Origin of the sequence: Pseudomonas monteilii NBRC 103158 = DSM 14164, from assembly GCF_000730605.1 — a bacterium.
Taxonomy (GTDB): domain Bacteria; phylum Pseudomonadota; class Gammaproteobacteria; order Pseudomonadales; family Pseudomonadaceae; genus Aquipseudomonas; species Aquipseudomonas monteilii.
The window spans coordinates 44,336-60,675 of record NZ_BBIS01000015.1 but is presented as its reverse complement, the minus strand read 5'-3'; the positions used below and the strand labels follow the sequence as shown (position 1 = coordinate 60,675).

The 16,340-nt window shown below is 62.5% G+C and carries 9 protein-coding genes; 1 reads left to right on the top strand and 8 read right to left on the bottom strand.

Annotated features, from left to right (window positions below):
• Positions 1-43 precede the first annotated feature (43 nt).
• The 5 genes from PM2_RS09365 to pip all read right to left on the bottom strand — a co-directional run bounded on the left by PM2_RS09365 (position 44) and on the right by pip (position 7,067).
• Complete coding sequence (locus PM2_RS09365) at positions 44-841, bottom strand: transporter substrate-binding domain-containing protein (RefSeq protein WP_025752328.1); 798 nt, start codon at positions 839-841, stop codon at positions 44-46.
• Positions 842-1,092: 251 nt separating this feature from the next.
• Entirely contained in the window at positions 1,093-3,666 is a 2,574-nt protein-coding gene (mdoH, locus tag PM2_RS09360; protein ID WP_028698459.1) for a glucans biosynthesis glucosyltransferase MdoH, read from the bottom strand.
• A complete protein-coding gene (locus tag PM2_RS09355) occupies positions 3,659-5,398 on the bottom strand; it encodes a glucan biosynthesis protein G (RefSeq protein ID WP_211256841.1) in 1,740 nt (579 codons plus the stop codon). Before PM2_RS09355 ends, mdoH begins: the two co-directional genes overlap by 8 nt.
• 263 nt (positions 5,399-5,661) lie before the next feature.
• The gene (gene dtd / locus PM2_RS09350) at positions 5,662-6,099 is read right to left on the bottom strand and encodes a D-aminoacyl-tRNA deacylase (RefSeq protein ID WP_019098637.1); all 438 of its coding nucleotides are present in this window, start codon (positions 6,097-6,099) and stop codon (positions 5,662-5,664) included.
• Positions 6,096-7,067, bottom strand: a complete 972-nt coding sequence (pip, locus tag PM2_RS09345) for a prolyl aminopeptidase (RefSeq protein WP_016712445.1) — start codon at positions 7,065-7,067, stop codon at positions 6,096-6,098. The genes dtd and pip overlap by 4 nt, the downstream gene beginning before the upstream one ends.
• Before the next feature lie 170 nt (positions 7,068-7,237).
• Here pip and PM2_RS09340 point away from each other — a divergent pair, with 170 nt between their 5' ends.
• A complete protein-coding gene (locus PM2_RS09340) occupies positions 7,238-12,766 on the top strand; it encodes a dermonecrotic toxin domain-containing protein (RefSeq protein WP_028698457.1) in 5,529 nt (1,842 codons plus the stop codon).
• A 45-nt stretch (positions 12,767-12,811) separates the two neighbouring features.
• Here PM2_RS09340 and hutG read toward each other — a convergent pair whose 3' ends face one another.
• The 3 genes from hutG to PM2_RS09325 are packed head-to-tail and all read right to left on the bottom strand — an operon-like array spanning position 12,812 to position 16,250.
• Positions 12,812-13,615: an N-formylglutamate deformylase gene (hutG, locus tag PM2_RS09335; protein WP_016712447.1), complete on the bottom strand. Its 804-nt coding sequence runs from the start codon at positions 13,613-13,615 to the stop codon at positions 12,812-12,814.
• Between the two features lie 10 nt (positions 13,616-13,625).
• On the bottom strand, positions 13,626-14,831 hold the full coding sequence (gene hutI / locus PM2_RS09330; RefSeq protein ID WP_016712448.1) for an imidazolonepropionase: 1,206 nt from the start codon (positions 14,829-14,831) through the stop codon (positions 13,626-13,628).
• Positions 14,832-14,846: 15 nt separating this feature from the next.
• Positions 14,847-16,250 carry an amino acid permease gene (locus PM2_RS09325; RefSeq protein ID WP_016712449.1) on the bottom strand — a complete coding sequence of 468 codons (1,404 nt, stop codon included), beginning with the start codon at positions 16,248-16,250 and terminating at the stop codon, positions 14,847-14,849.
• Positions 16,251-16,340: the final 90 nt, after the last annotated feature.

The window sequence follows — 16,340 nt, the reverse complement described above, 5'->3', positions numbered from 1 at the left end:
GCCTGCGCGTCGGGGTCATAAAGCCGGGCTTGTGGCCTGGGCCTTATTCCATTTCCTTCAGCCAGTCCTTGTTCTTGAACCACTTGTCGTGAATACGATCGTAGGTCCCGTCATGCTTGATCTGGTGCAGGAAGTTGTTGATGAAGTTGATGCTGTCGTAGTCGCCTTTCTTCAGGCCGAAGGCCAGCGGCTCGTAGGTGAAGGGTTCTTCGAGGAACAGCAGCTTGCCAGCGCCGGCTTTTTCTACGGCCACCACGTTATACGGCGCATCATAGACAAAGGCGTCAGCCTTGCCGTTGACGACGTCCATCACCGCTTCCTGCTCGTTGTCGTAGCCGTGGTACTTGGCTTTGCCGATCAGCTTCTTGGAAACCATCTCGCCGGTGGTGCCGAGCTTGGAGGTAAGGCGGTACTTCTCGTTGTTCAGGTCCTTGTACGACTTGATCTCCCCAGCCAGTTCCTTGCGGATCAGCAGGGTCTGACCAACCACGATGAAGGGTTCGCTGAAGTTCAGACGCAGGTTGCGTTCCTGGGTCAGGGTCATGCCGCTGCCGATCATGTCGAACTTGTCGGTCAGCAGGGCCGGGATGATGCCGTCGTAGGCGGTGGATACGGCCTCGAACTTGACGCCCATGGACTTGGCCATGGCTTTGAGGATATCGACTTCGAAGCCGATGATTTCGCCACGCTTGTTGGTCATCTGGAACGGCATGTAGGTCGGGTCCATGCCCACCCGCAGGGTGCCGCGCTTGACTGCATCATCGATGGCGCCGGCCTGGGCCGCTGTCACGGCGACCAGGGCGGTAACACCGACCAGCAGTCGCGAAAGGTATTTCTTGATCATCACCAAGTCCCCTAGCAAGAAAAGTAGCGAATCTTATTGTATTGGCACGGCCGTACTGGCCGAGGCGTCGTATCGGAATGGGATGCTAACGCATGGCGGCTCGGGGACCTAGAGCCGGGGGGGACTTTGTTGGCCAAAATCGGATTGTGGCCGAAGAATCGAGCGCCGCTTGCGCGGCGCATCGCGAGCTACGCTCGCTCCTACGGGTGTTCATCGTAGAAGCGAGCGTAGCTCGCGATTGCAATCGATCAGGCGCCGACGAGTGCCGGTTGGCCTTCATTCTCCGGGTGCAGCGGCAACAGCGGCGAATGCGGGTCGTTCTTGATCGACGCACGCCACACATCGATCCACGCCGTATTGTGCTCGGCCCACACCTGCTCGTGCAGGCGGGTGAGCGCCACCGGGTCGCTGAGCAGGGCCAGGCGGGTATTGAGGTCCAGCCCTTTCGGCCCGACTTCCATCGCCTTGGCCACGCGCTCGGCACGCAGCGCTTCGATCGGCGCCGCCTGGCCATGACGGGCAGTGGCCATGGCGCACGCCAGGGCGTTCTGCCGAGGGTCGACCACAGCACGCACGAAGCCGTCGTGCAGGGCATGCCAGCGGTTCTCGTGGGTGTAACGGTCGGTGGCCAGCAACTCTTGCGGGGTAGCGTATTCCTCGGGAATGAGGAACAGCTTCTCGTCTTTGGCTGCCAGGCCCAGGCGGGTACGGCTGGAAATCACCGAAACCGGAATCGACAGCACCAGTGAGCCAACGATAGGCGCCAGCCACCACAGGAAGCTCGGGTTCAACCACGCCACCAGCCCAGCCCAGGCGATACCCAGCAGGGTTTGCGGACCATGGCGGCGCACAGCCTCGCCCCACGGGGTGGAGTCGTCGTCACGCTGCGGCGAATTCCAGGTCGCGGCCCAGCCGAGGAACGCGGCCAGCACGAAGCGGGTGTGGAAGATCATGCGTACCGGTGCCAGCAGCATGGAGAACAGCATCTCCATCAGCATCGACAAGGTGACCTTGAGCCGCCCGCCGAACTCGACGGCACCTTTGGCCCAGATCAGGATGACACTGAGCAGCTTGGGCAGGAACAGCAGCACGATGGTGGTGGAGAACAGCGCCACGGCCTTCTCCGGGTGCCACTGCGGCCACAGCGGGTACAGCTGATACGGCTCGATGAAGTACTGAGGCTCCATCAGGGTGTTGGTCGCCAGCAGCGCGGTCGACAACACCAGGAACAGGAACCACAGCGGCGCCGACAGGTACGACATCACCCCGGTGAGGAACACCGCACGGTGCACCGGGTGCATGCCCTTGACCAGGAACAGGCGGAAGTTCATCAAGTTGCCGTGGCACCAGCGGCGGTCGCGCTTGAGCTCGTCCAGCAGGTTTGGCGGCAGCTCTTCATAGCTGCCCGGGAGGTCGTAGGCGATCCACACGCCCCAGCCGGCACGGCGCATCAGCGCGGCTTCGACGAAGTCGTGAGAAAGGATTGCACCGGCGAACGCGCCCTTGCCCGGCAACGGCGCCAGGGCGCAGTGCTCGATGAACGGCTTCATGCGGATGATCGCGTTATGGCCCCAGTAGTGCGACTCGCCCAGCTGCCAGAAGTGCAGACCGGCGGTGAACAGCGGGCCGTATACGCGGGTGGCGAACTGCTGCATGCGCGCATACAGAGTATCCATGCCCGAGGCTTTCGGCCCGGTCTGGATGATGCCGGCGTCCGGGTTGGCCTCCATCAGGCGCACCAGGCTGCTCAGGCATTCGCCGCTCATGACGCTGTCGGCGTCGAGCACGACCATATACTTGTATTCGCCACCCCAGCGACGGCAGAAGTCGTCGAGGTTGCCGCTCTTGCGCTTCACCCGGCGCCGACGGCGGCGGTAGAAGATGCGGCCAAAGCCTTTGGTTTCGCGGCACACGTCCAGCCAGGCCTGTTGCTCGGCCACGGCGATGTCGGTGTCGTTGGTGTCGCTGAGCACGAAGAAGTCGAAACGGTCGAGGTTGCCGCTGGCAGCCACCGACTCGAACGTTGCACGCAGGCCGGCGAACACGCGCGGCACGTCTTCGTTGCAGATCGGCATCACCAGCGCGGTACGCGCCTCGGGGGCAATCGGCTCGTTGCCGGCGCTGCTGCCCGAAATCTTGTACTTGTCACGCCCGGTGAGCAGCTCAAGGAAGCCCATCAGCGCAGTCCAGAAGCCCGCCGACACCCAGCAGAACAGGATGCCGAAGAGGATCAGGATGGAGGTTTGCAAGGCATACGGCCAAACCTGCACCACCGTATCCCACAGCGACTGGTTGAGGATTTCGTCGAGGTCGACGAACGACCAGCCCTGGTACGGCAGGATGCCCTTCATGTACCAGCCGGCGACGATGGTCTGGCCGATCATCAGGGCCAGCAGGATGTAGCGGCGGATCGAGCCGACCGTGCGCCAACGCGCCGGCGGCAGCTCGCGCTTGGGTGGCTGCGGCGCATTGGTGCGGCCGGTCATGCGCCGCCATATGCGGATCAGCACGTTGGTGCGCCAAGGCTCTGGCACCACTTTGGTGCGCTTGATCGGCGGGGCGATTTTCAGACACAGGCGACCGCTGCCGTCGACGCCGAGCATTTCGGCGTCCTCCAGCTCGGCGGCGCTGCCCACGGTCAGGCGCGGGCCCACCGAGGCCTGCACGGCCTCGGCAGCGTCGGCGGCCGGTTTGGCCGCCAAACGTTGGTGCAGCTCACTGAAAGACGTGCAATTGGCGAGTTCCGCCCGTTGCTCGTCACTCAGAGGTAGGTGGGCCAGGTACTCGCCAAGCGATACTGGCCTTGCGCTTGAGTTACTCATCGGCAGGCAACTGATAGCTCCAGGTCTCGGTCAACACCTTCTCGGTGGTGGCCGGGGCCCCGTTGGTGGGCGCCGCATCGGCGGCAGGTTGTTCGGCCTTGGCCGTTTGCTCAGCCTTGACGGCTTTCTCGGCCTTGGCATGCTTGGCTGCGGCCTTGTCCTGCTTGGCGTCCTGCGCAGGCTTGGCGGGTTCGACCGGCACATCGCGCACCAGCGCGGCACGCATTTCGGTCGATTTGTTGGCTTCCTTGACCTTCAAACGCAGGGTCAGGCGCCAGCCCTTGGTCTCAGGGTTATAGCGCAGATTGTTCTCGACCACCTCGGCGTTGTCGCCCACGCTGATCTGGCTGCGCACGGCGGTGTCTTCCGGCAGTGCGGCCAGGGTCGGGCCGGCGAAGTCGACCAGGAAGGCCACGCTGCCGTCTGGCTGGCGAATCAGGTTGGACTGCTTCACGTCACCGGTGGAGCGTAGGGTCTGCTTGACCGAGCCCAACTCAGGCGCCTGGAACTTCGCCTCGTTGATGGTCCAGTGCAGGCGGTAGGCGTACTCGAACGGCTTGCCCGGCTCCGGCAGCTTTTCCGGGCTCCAGAAGGCAACGATGTTGTCGTTGGTCTCGTCGGCAGTCGGGATTTCGACCAGGTCGACGGTACCTTTACCCCAGTCACCTTTCGGCTCGATCCAGGCGCTTGGGCGTTTCTGGTAGTTGTCGTCGAGGTCTTCGTAGTCGCTGAAGGCGCGCTGACGCTGCATCAGGCCGAAACCACGCGGGTTCTCGACACTGAAGTTGCTCACGGCCAGGTGTTTCGGGTTGTTCAGCGGGCGCCAGATCCACTCGCCATTACCGGCATGGATCGACAGGCCTTCAGAGTCGTGCAGGGCCGGGCGGTAGTTGAGCACCTTGGACGGCTGATTAGGGCCGAACAAGTACATGCTGGTCAGCGGGGCAATACCCAGGCGGCTGACCTGGTCACGCAGGAAGACCTGGGACTGTACGTCGACCACGGTATCGTTGCCCGGGCGCAGGGTCAGCTTGTAGGCACCGGTGGAGCGTGGCGAATCCAGCAGGGCGTAGATCACCAGGTGCTTGTCGGCCGGCTTGGGTTTTTCGACCCAGAACTCGGTGAATCGCGGGAATTCCTCGCCCGATGGCAGCGCGGTGTCGATGGCCAGGCCACGGGCCGACAGGCCGTACACGTGGCCCTTGCCGACCACGCGGAAATAACTGGCGCCAAGCAGGGTCATGATCTCGTCCTGCTTGTCGGCCTTGTTGATCGGGTACAGCACGCGGAAACCGGCGTAACCCAGGTTTTTGGTGGTTTCCGGGTCGTGTGGCACGTCACCGAACTCGAAGCGGCTCGGGTCGTACTTGATTTCCTCGACCTTGGTGGCGGTGACCTCGTTGATTTTCACCGGGGTATCGAAGTGCATGCCCTGGTGATAGAACGACAGCTTGAACGGGGTCTTGTCCTTGGCCCACTCGGCCTTTTCCTGCAGGAAATGAATTTTCTGATAGTCCGCAAACTTCATGTCGCGGAATACGGCCGGCAGGTTGCTTTTGGGTGCTTCGTACTTCTGGCCGGCCAGATCCTTTGCCTTGGCTGCAACATCGTCAAGATTGAATGCCCACAGCTGGCCCGCGCTCATCAGGCCTACCAGTGCCACACTGGCCATCAAAGCCTTGCGCAGCCCGGTTCCGGGGATTCTTGATGCTTTTTGGGGACTAACAATCACGAGCAACCCTCGCCGAAAACAGATCATGAAACCAACGGCCAGCGACAAATGCCGGGTTGGCGAGCACTGTTCGGACCCCGTGAGGGCGTAATGATTCCCCAAACGGATCCAGACAATGCTCGAGTCAGAGTGAAACGAACCTGCGAACGCAGGTCCATGCAGCGCGCGATTATCCAGCAGGTCGCGTGACAACGCATCAGGCTGGAACAACTATTTATCGTACAAAACCCCTTGTTTTCCTATAAACAAAGGGTTTTTTGAGCTCACATTTGTAACATAAATGTTACAGGGCCATCATTGACCAGGTGCACCTGCATATCCGCACCGAAACGGCCACTGGCCACGTCGGTGTGCTGCGCGTTTGCCTGCTGCAAAAGATAGTCGAACAACTCGGCGCCGAGGGCCGGTGGCGCTGCCGTCGAGAAGCTCGGGCGCATGCCGTTGCGGGTGTCCGCCGCCAAGGTGAACTGCGACACCAGCAACAAACCGCCACCGACATCCTTGAGCGACAGGTTCATCTTGCCCTGCTCGTCGCTGAACACACGGTAGTTCAACAGCTTGTGCAACAGCTTATCGGCCTGTTCACGGGAATCTTCAGGCTCGACGGCCACCAGCACCAGCAAACCCTGGTCGATGGCGCCGACCACCTCGCCCGCGACTTCAACCCGCGCACCACGCACGCGCTGGAGCAGGCCCCTCATGCTTCTTCCAGAGGCAGGTCGAGCAGGCGCCGGGCCATCTGGTCGGCCGCACGCACCAAGGCATCGGTAATACCCGGCTCGGAAGCCGCGTGGCCAGCGTCGCGGATGACTTTCAGCTCGCTGTTCGGCCAGGCCTGGTGCAGTGCCCAGGCGTTGTCCAGCGGGCAGATCACGTCATAGCGGCCGTGCACGATAACCGCCGGTAGGTGGGCGATTTTCGGCAGGTCGCGGATCAGCTGGTCCGGCTCGAGGAACGCATTGTTCATGAAGTAGTGGCATTCGATGCGGGCGATCGACAGCGCACGTTGCGGCTCGGAGAAGCGATCGACCACCAGCGGGTTGGGGCGCAGGGTGGCAGTGCGGCCTTCCCAGGTGGACCAGGCCTTGGCGGCGTGCATCTGGGCAATCTGGTCATTGCCGGTCAGGCGCTTGTGGAAGGCCTTGACCAGGTCGCCGCGCTCATCCGGCGGAATTGGCGCGATGTAGTCCTGCCAGTAGTCCGGGAACATTCGGCTGGCGCCTTCCTGGTAGAACCACTCGATCTCCTGCGGCCGGCACAGGAAGATGCCGCGCAGGATCAAGCCATGCACGCGCTCGGGGTGGGTCTGGGCATAGGCCAGGGCCAGGGTGGAGCCCCAGGAACCGCCGAACAGCACCCACTTGTCGATACCCAGGTGCTCACGAATGCGCTCCAGGTCCTCGACCAGGTGCCAGGTGGTGTTGTTCTCCAGGCTGGCGTGTGGCGTGGAGCGGCCACAGCCGCGCTGGTCGAAGGTGATGATGCGGTACAGCGTGGGGTCGAAGTAGCAACGGCTCTGGGCGTCGCAACCGGCGCCCGGGCCACCGTGGATGAACACCACCGGCAGACCTTCTGGCGAGCCGCTTTCGTCGACATACAGCACATGCGGCGCTTCCACGGCCAGATCGTGCCGGGCGTAGGGTTTGATCTGCGGGTACAGGGTCTGCATTGCGCACTCCGTGTGAGGATTATTCGGCCGTGGGCCATCATAAACCTGAATTGCACTTTCAGCACCGTCCTCGCTGATACGGCCAACCTTGCGGACACATATATCTACCCCCAGCCGGCCAAGCGGCCCAGCGATAGTCCCTTGCCTCCTATCCTGCAAGGGCTCCGTCCATGCCAACACCACTCACTGCACCGCCCAGCATTCATTACACCACCATCGAACGCAGGCTCCCTGCCTGGCTCAGGCAAGCCCCTGCTGAAACCCATCGTGCGATGCGCAACTGGCAGCAGGCACCCGCCTGGCTGGCAACAGCCATCGCGCAACACCCGGAAATTGCCCGTGCATGGCAGGCGGAACATGCCCGCCACCGTGAACACCAGGCCCAGGTGCAGAAACTGTTCGAGCAACTCCCCGACCTGGAAACCTACGCTGCCCAAGCCTTGACCGACGCCATCAGGCAGCGATTCGGGCTGGACCTTGATGTTCGCAACACATACCTGGTCGATGCCCGCCTGATCGACACTGCCCACGCAAGCGACGCTCGCCAGGCGATCAACCAGGCCACCCGCTCGCTGCTGCACAGTGCCTTGCAGAACTTCGACCCGGCCGCCTGTGCAGAGCACGGCATGGATGCGCCCAATGCCCTGCTGAAGAAATCCGTCATTCTCGACCACCGGCGCTTCATGGGCACCGTCCCGATCACCAATGCGGTAGGGCTAGGCGCCGAAGACTTCGCCGACCTGTGCCGTACCCTGAACATCGGCGGTAAATACCATGCGCTGGTGCATGCCATCTATTACCCTGCGGCCACAGCACTGCTCAGCGCCGATGAAGCTGCCCTGGCCGTTTATGAGACCCTGGGGCGGGCCGAAGTCTCGGCCTACAAGCAGTCCCTGCATTTCGCCCGTTTGAAAGGCGACATCAGCGAGGCGCTTTACACCGCGGCCCTTGCCACGCCGCTCGATCAAGCCCCACAGGCCCGCTCGCCCGTGACGTTCAGCCTGCTTAACCTGTGGGAGGCCGAGCTGACTGGCGTTGCGCTCATCAGCCTGCAAACTGCAGGGCACTCGGCCATGGCCCTGTACATCCCCGAGGACAGCACGACACCGCTAAAAGAGTTCGCCACCTGGGAAGCCTTGCAGGACGCGTTGCGCGACAGGCTCCACGCCAACCTCCATTACCTGGACAAGCACCTCGCCGACCGCGACAAAGCGCCGATACTTGCCCGCCTAAAGGAACGGCTCACACCGCTCGGCTGGAGCACGCGCGGCTTGCATGAGCCGGTCCCGGACCCACATGCCACCCTGCGCCCGGTCCCACAGCCCTTCACCCATGCCTTCCAGGGCGTGATGGCGTTCCAGAAAGCCCAACGCCACGAGAAGGATGTGCTGTACCACGCCATACCGACCGAAATCGTCGACCGGCGTACTGCCCAGGCGCACCGGGACCTGATCGCCGGCCGCGTGCTGACGGCGCTGAACATCGCCGGGTTCTTCGTGCCTGGGCTGGGTGAGCTGATGCTCGCCGTGTGTGTGGTCCAACTGGCCCATGAGGTGTATGAGGGCATCGAAGCGTGGGAAAACGATGAGCGCGATACCGCTTACGGGTACATGATCGATGTGATTGAAAACGTGGCGGTAATGGCCGCCCTTAGCGCAGCGGCCAAGGTGCTGAAAGGTGCCAGAAGCGGCGAAGCGGGCGGTGCCGAGGCAGGGCCAGGGGTGAAGGAGCCCGAAATCGAAGCGCCCGAGGTAGAGCGGATTCCGGTGGAAACCCCCTCCTTCATTGAGGAGCTGGACGACATCGAGACACCGGATGGCCAACGGCGCCTGTGGAAGCCAGACCTTACGCCGTACCACAACCCCCAAGTGCTACCCGACGACCTGATGCCGGACGAACACGGCCTGCTGCACCACCAGGGCAAACGCTGGCTGGTGCTGAACGGCAACCGGTACCTCGTCGAGCAGGCGCCAGCGACAGGTGAGTACCGCCTGCAACACCCGGAAAACCCTCGCCGCTACCGGCCACCCGTACGGCACAACGGTGCCGGGGCCTGGGTGCAGATTACGGACAAGCCACTGAGCTGGTCGGGAATGGCACTGTTGCGCCGCATCGGTCACTTGAATGCGCATTTCGACGACCCGACGCTGCAGCGCATTGTCGCCGTCAGCGACACCCACGAAGACGTGCTGCGCAGGGCATTGGCGGAAAACCAGCGGCTACCGGCCTTGTTGGAAGACACGATGCAACGCTTCAAGCTGGACGAAACGGTCAGCCAACTGCCCGATGCCAGTACCTGGCAAGCCGAGTTTGCCAGGGCCTATGCCCGCCTTCCTGTCAGCCCGGCGCCGGGTGCCGCCGCCCTCCAGCGGGCGTACCCTGCCCTACCGGCCGCGGTCATCGATGAACTGGCACGCAGCGCCAGCACCCACGAACTGCACATGCTCGACACCGGCAAGGTGCCCTTGCGCCTTGGCGAGGAGATCCGCATTTACCAGCAACACATCCGCCTGGCCCGCGCGTATGAAGGGTTGTACCTGTCCTGTGTGCCAAGCTGGGACAGCGACCGCCTGATCATGCATACGCTCCAGCACCTCCCCGGCTGGCCCGCCGAGACAAAACTGCAAGTGTTCCAACGCATGTCCTGGCCGGCCCAGGAGCATGCCATCGGCCCGCCGGACGCGCGCCCGTACACAACCATCACCCATGCCAGGGCTGGGTATATCGTCCACGATGAGCGCCAGCTGAGCACGGTAGTGACTGCCTACCCAAACCTTTTTGCCGCGCTGCATGAGGCGCTGCCAGCAGCCATGGCACAGCTGGGTGCCACCGATCAGCAGGCGTTGCAGCGCCTGGTACAAGCAAGCCCCCTGCTGCCCCGCCCGGCCTTGAGGGTGGTGCTGGGTATGCAACCCGTACGTCCTGGCTACCGTTCGCCCATGCGCCTGGCCGATGGCCGCCTGGGTTACCCACTCAGTGGTGGAAGCGAAGCTGCGCAAGGCGTAACCCACCAACAGTTGAAGGACGCAGTAGAAGCAATAGGTCTGCCAGCGCGTACGGGACGGTCGACGGATCAGGTACTCCTGGCACTCGCCAGCCCCGGGCGCACCCGCTTGCAGATTTTCGAACATTTGCAAATGTTGCTGGAACAGCGCAATGAGCTGCAAAGCAGACTGGCGGACTGGAGCGAAGCCATCACGCCAGCGACAGAGCAGGCTGCACTCGACTATGAAGGCTTGGGCGACGCAATATTGCAGCATTGGTATGACACCGCTCTGGAAGATACTCAGCACTCGGCGGAGCTACAGATAACGCGCGTCCCCCTGGCCGACGTTCCGATGAATCTGCCTGATTTTTTCGGTTCGCGCGTTCGCTCCCTGAGATTGCTCGACTTACCCTCTCAAGCCCTTGCAGGCTGGGCCCAGAACGAGCGCTTGCTGCAACGCCTGCTCAGGCAGGTACCGCAGCTGGAATCGCTGGAGGTCAGCAGGCCTTATGACCCCAGAGCAACACCTTCGCCCTTCCTTTTCAGCGTCCCCACCATCACTGAGAACGCGCCCGAACTGCAAAGGCTGGTGCTGACCAACCAGAACATCGCACTCTCCGAAAACGACCTGAACCTGTTGGCCAGCCTTCGCCGACTGAGGCACCTGGACCTGAGTGGCAACCGGCTGGCACAACACAACAGCCCAAGTTTCCACGAACTGACTCTGGACTACCTTGGGCTGGACCGCATGCAGCTGGCTCAATGGCCTATCGGGATTGGCAGCGATGCCTTGGGCCGTATAGCCCGCCTGTCGTTGCGCAACAATAACCTCAGGTCGCTACCCACGTTCTTGCTCAATGACACAGACGGATTGCCCAACACAGCGGAGATCTCGCTTCAAGGCAACAGCCTCAATGAAAACCACCTGCAACGCTTGCTGTTGAGGGCGCATAGCGAGCGGGCCAACATTGCTGTTGATGTGCCAACAGAGCTCGCTGCAAGACTTACGCGTATTCGCAGCGAACGGCAGCAAATGCGTGATGCGATCGATGGCTGGTCCCAGGCCTCAAGCTCAAGCAACCCACTGACCCAGGCGGCGTTGGCCGATCGACACAGCATCGAAACCGCCATCAGCGAATTCTGGGAGCAGCAGGAACAGGGCCAGCAGTACCTGCGCCTGCAACTCGAAGATGTAGCCATCGAGCATTTCCCCAGGCGGCTTCCATCCTTCTTTGCCGAGCGCGTGCAAGCCATGAGCCTGACACGGTTGCGTGGTACCGCCTCACAGCTTGATGACCTGCTCAGCCGCTTCCCCAACATCACCCGACTGAGCATCGATGCCCACCAGGCAGCCACCTCTTCTCTGACATCTGCGTTGCTACGCCTCCCGCAACTCTCGCACCTGGAATTTCACAACATGGGCCTGGAAGTCGATCAGGCCATGCTGGAAACCCTGGCAAGGCTTGAGCACCTGACATCGCTGGACTTGTCGGGCAATCGCATGGGCACTATCAACCAGGTACCTGCACGCTTGGCCAGTAATCTGCAGTCTCTCGCGCTGACCAACATGAACCTGCAAGCCTGGCCCAACTGGTGCGACAGCCTGCTGCCTCTTGAGCTGCTGGATCTAAGCGCCAACAGCATCACCCAATTACCCGAGCACATCCTCACGAACCTGAACAATCCCATGCCGATTTCGTCGATCGCCTTGTTCGACAACCCTTTACCGCTTGAAACGATTTTGCGCGTGCGCACATTCTCGGACAGCCAGCACAGTTACTCATTTGCCTTGGATATCCCGGGCGACCTCATGCTTGTCGAAACGTCCAGCGAAGGATCACTCGACTTCGACCACCCGCACTTCCCACTGTTGGGCGATGATCGCCCAAGGTTGGAAGACTGGATGCTTGGTAATCAGTTGCAGAACGAAGCACTGCAGGACTGCTGGAAAACGCTGGAAGGCAGCGACCTGTTGCGCCTGGTCGGCCGGCTGCACAATGCCGCGCCGTATGTGGACCCAAACACACGCACCAGCTTCTGCGAACGGGTACGCATGATGCTGGTAGTGGCGGCGAGTAACGATACCGAGCGCCCGGTGATGGAAAGTATCGCCGCAGCCGCATTGCCAGACCCGGAAACCGGCTCGCAAACCTGCCACGATGGTGCCTTGCAGGAGTTCAACAATATCGAGCTGTACCTGATGGGTCAGCGATTGCTGGTCGATGCGGGAGATACGTTGCAAACGCTGCGTCAGCGCTTGTTGCAGCTATTTCGGATCGACCAGCTGGAGTTTCTGGCCAACAAGCGCTCAGGCTCGGGTGACCTGGTGTCGGTCCGCCTGGCCTACCGCCGCGAACTGGCCAAGGAACTGGACCTGCCGATCGCCGACAGCATGCGTTTTCGTGGCGCTGCGAACCTGGCGCGCAATGAGCTTTCCAGCGTGCTGGAAAAGGTTCGGAAAATTGAACGCAGTGATGCCCTTGTCGACTACATGCTGGCAAATACAGATTGGACGGCACGCCTGCGAGCCGAGTATGCGGACCGTTTCGACGAAATAGAGGCACGCTTGCGCCTGCGTGTACTCGAACTGGCCGGCGCGGACTATCCGCTTGCGCAAGAGCTGGAGTTGCAAAAGGGCTTGCAACGCGACAAGGAACAGGAGGAAGCGGAGCTGCTGCGCGAACTGACCATTGCGCAGGTAGCCAACGACTGAGCCCCCATGAAGCAAGGCGACGCCAATGGCGTCGCCCCCTCCCACTCAACGCTTGTAACGCTCCGCGCCCCAATCCAGCAGCGCCTGCAGAAGCTGCTTCAGTACGTCTTGCGTCGGTCTGGCCAAGTCTTCCCGGTAGGCAAACGGCTCGGTTTCGTCCATGTACGTGCTTTGTGCCAGCTCCAGTTGCACAGCATGAATATGGTTGGCCGGGTCACCGTAATGCCGGGTGATGTGCCCGCCTTTGAAGCGGCCATTAAGCACATGGCTGTAACCTTGTACCTTGGCGCACACGCCTTGCAGCCGCTCAGCCAATGCCGGGTCACAACTGGCGCCGTTGAAAGTGCCCAGGTTGAAGTCCGGCAGCTTGCCGTCGAACAAGTGCGGGATCAGCGAGCGAATGGAATGGGCATCCCACAGCAGGGCGTAACCAAACTGCTCGCGCAACCGGTCCAGCTCGCTGCGGATCGTGCCGTGGTAGGGACGCCAGATCTGCTCCAGATAACCTTTGCGTTCTTCACCTGAGGGCGCCAGCCCATCCTTGAACAGCGGCTCGCCATCGAACAACGTGGCCGGATACAGGCCAGTGGTAGCGCCGGCATACAACGGCTTGTCGTCATCCGGGCGGTTGAGGTCGATGACGAAGCGCGAGTACTCCGCCGCGACCACGCTGGCCCCCATGTCACGGGCAAAGGCGTACAACCGGGGGATGTGCCAGTCGGTGTCCGGCAAGCTGCGCGCCTCATCGACCAGGCCGTCGCGCACCGCGTTGCTCAAGCCCAGGCCGGCGTGCGGCATGCTGATCAGCAGCGGCAGGTGGCCTTGGTGAAAACTCAGTACCTTGTCCATCGTGCCTCGCTCAATTGGAGATTTCGTTGCCCTTGCGCACCACGCGCTTGGGCAGGTCGCCGCCCAGCCAGTAGGCCAGGTCGGCAGGGCGTTCGATTTGCCAGGCGACGAAGTCGGCCACCTTGCCCACTTCCAGCGAGCCGTGGCTGTCGCCCAGGCCCAGTGCCGTGGCGGCATGTACCGTAACGCCAGCCAACGCTTCTTCCGGGGTCATGCGGAAACAGGTGCAGCCCATGTTCAGCATCAGCCGCAGCGACAACCCTGGTGACGTGCCGGGGTTGAGGTCGCTGGCCAAGGCAATTTTCACCCCGTGGCGCCGCAGTGCATCCATGGGCGGCAACTGGGTTTCACGCAGGAAGTAGAAGGCGCCCGGCAGCAGCACAGCAACAGTGCCGGCTGCGGCCATGGCGATGGCGTCTTCCTCGGTCATGAACTCCAGATGATCCGCCGACAGCGCCTGGTAACGCGCTGCCAGGCTGGAGCCGTGCAGCGACGACAACTGTTCGGCGTGCAGCTTGACCGGCAGGCCCAGCTCACACGCCTTGATGAAGAGCCGCTCGACCTGGGCCGGGGAAAACGCCAGGTGTTCGCAGAAGGCATCCACTGCGTCCACCAGGCCCTCGGCAGCCAAGGCTGGCAGCATCTCGTCGCAGATATGCGCGATATAGTCGTCGGGCCGGCCGGCGTACTCCGGTGGCAAGGCGTGCGCGGCCAGGCAGGTGGCCCGCACCGCCAGCGGCAGTTCGTCCGCCAGGCGCCGGGCCACGCGCAGCATCTTGCGTTCGTTGGCCAGGTCCAGGCCGTAGCCAGACTTGACCTCGATCGTGGTCACGCCATCGCGCATCAGCGCCTGAACCCGCTGACGAGCACTGGCGAACAGTTCGTCCTCGCTGGCCGCGCGGGTGGCCCGCACGGTGCTGGCGATACCACCGCCCTGGGCAGCAATTTCGGCATAGCTCACGCCCTGCAGGCGCTGCTCGAACTCACCGCTACGGTTGCCACCGAACACCGCGTGGGTGTGGCAGTCGATCAGCCCCGGGGTGACCCAGGCGCCGCCCAGGTCCACCGTGCGGTCAGCGTCGACCGGCGCCAGCTCGGCGCGTGGGCCGATCCACTCGATCAGCCCGGCACGGGTGACGATGGCCGCGTCCTCGATGGCCGAATAACGGCCCTCGGCCATGGTAGCCACATGGCAATGCTGCCAGAGGGTTCTCATGCACAATCTCCTTTACTAACGGTGCAGCTCTACGGGTTCTGCTGCCGGCTTGCCCTGCCCTGCACGCGGCTTGCACCACAGCAGGTAGGACGCCACCAGGAACACCACCCAGACCACGCCGACGATCAGTGCTGCCTGGGTGTCCGGGAAGTAGCCGAGCACACCAAAGATGAACACCATGAACGCAATGGCCATGGCCGGGCCGTAGGGCCAGAACGGTACCGGGAACTTGAGTTGGGCCACTTCCTCACGGCTCATGCTGCGGCGCATAGCCACCTGGGTGAGCAGGATCATCAGCCACACCCATACAGTGGCGAAGGTGGCAATGGAAGCGATGAGCAGGAACACGTTCTCCGGGATCAGGTAGTTGAGCAGCACGCCAATCAGCAGTGCAGCGCCCATCACCACCACGGTCATCCACGGCACGCCATGCTTCGACAGTTTGCCGAAGCTGCGTGGCGCGTGGCCTTGGTGGGCCAGGCCGTACATCATGCGGCCGGCGCCGAAGATGTCGCTGTTGATGGCCGAGATGGCGGCAGAAATCACAACGATGTTCAGCACGGCGGCGGCAGAGCCAATGCCCAGGTTGCTGAAGATCTGCACGAACGGGCTGCCCTGGCTGCCGATCTGCGGCCATGGGTACAGGCACATCAGCACGAACAGGGTGAGTACGTAGAACAGCAGGATGCGCAGCGGCACGGCGTTGATCGCCTTGGGGATGACGCGCTGCGGATCTTTGGCCTCACCGGCGGTGACGCCAATGATCTCGATGCCGCCGAAGGCGAACATCACCACGGCAAAGGACGCGATCAGGCCACCCACGCCGTTAGGCATGAAGCCGCCGTGGTCGAACAGGTTGCTGACGCCGACGGCATGCCCGGTACCCACCTGGCTGAAGCCGAAGGCCATGATGCCGAGGCCGGCCAGGATCATCGCCACGATAGCGCCGACCTTGAGCAGCGACAGCCAGAACTCCATTTCGCCGAACACCTTGACGTTGCACAGGTTGAGGCCGCCGATCAGGAAGACGATGCCCAGCACCCAGATCCAGCGGGCCACTTCCGGGAACCAGAAGCCCATGTAGATACCGAAGGCGGTGACGTCGGCGATGGCGACGATGACCATTTCGAAGGCGTAGGTCCAGCCGAGGATGAAGCCGGCCATGGGGCCGAGGTAGGTGCTGGCGTAGTGGCCGAAGGAGCCGGCCACCGGGTTATGCACGGCCATTTCGCCGAGGGCGCGCATGACCATGAACACGGCAGCGCCGCCGATCAGGTAGGCCAGCAGCACGGCCGGGCCGGCCATCTGGATGGCCGAGGCAGAGCCGTAGAACAGCCCGGTGCCGATGGCGGAACCGAGGGCCATGAAACGGATGTGGCGGGCACTTAGCCCGCGCTTGAGACCTGGAGCTTGTTGCATGTCACGTCCTTAAATTGTTTTTGTGGTCGTGAGATCAGGGGGCCGCCATGCAACCCAATCGCGAGCAAGCTCGCTCCTACAAGGGAACGC

What these genes read in the sequence shown, in the direction of transcription:
- hutI (WP_016712448.1), bottom strand. Translation starts at nt 14,831, where the DNA reads ATGAGAACCCTCTGGCAGCATTGCCATGTGGCTACCATGGCCGAGGGC.
- PM2_RS09325 (WP_016712449.1), bottom strand. Translation starts at nt 16,250, where the DNA reads ATGCAACAAGCTCCAGGTCTCAAGCGCGGGCTAAGTGCCCGCCACATC.
- pip (WP_016712445.1), bottom strand. Translation starts at nt 7,067, where the DNA reads ATGCAGACCCTGTACCCGCAGATCAAACCCTACGCCCGGCACGATCTG.
- dtd (WP_019098637.1), bottom strand. Translation starts at nt 6,099, where the DNA reads ATGAGGGGCCTGCTCCAGCGCGTGCGTGGTGCGCGGGTTGAAGTCGCG.
- hutG (WP_016712447.1), bottom strand. Translation starts at nt 13,615, where the DNA reads ATGGACAAGGTACTGAGTTTTCACCAAGGCCACCTGCCGCTGCTGATC.
- mdoH (WP_028698459.1), bottom strand. Translation starts at nt 3,666, where the DNA reads ATGAGTAACTCAAGCGCAAGGCCAGTATCGCTTGGCGAGTACCTGGCC.
- PM2_RS09340 (WP_028698457.1), top strand. Translation starts at nt 7,238, where the DNA reads ATGCCAACACCACTCACTGCACCGCCCAGCATTCATTACACCACCATC.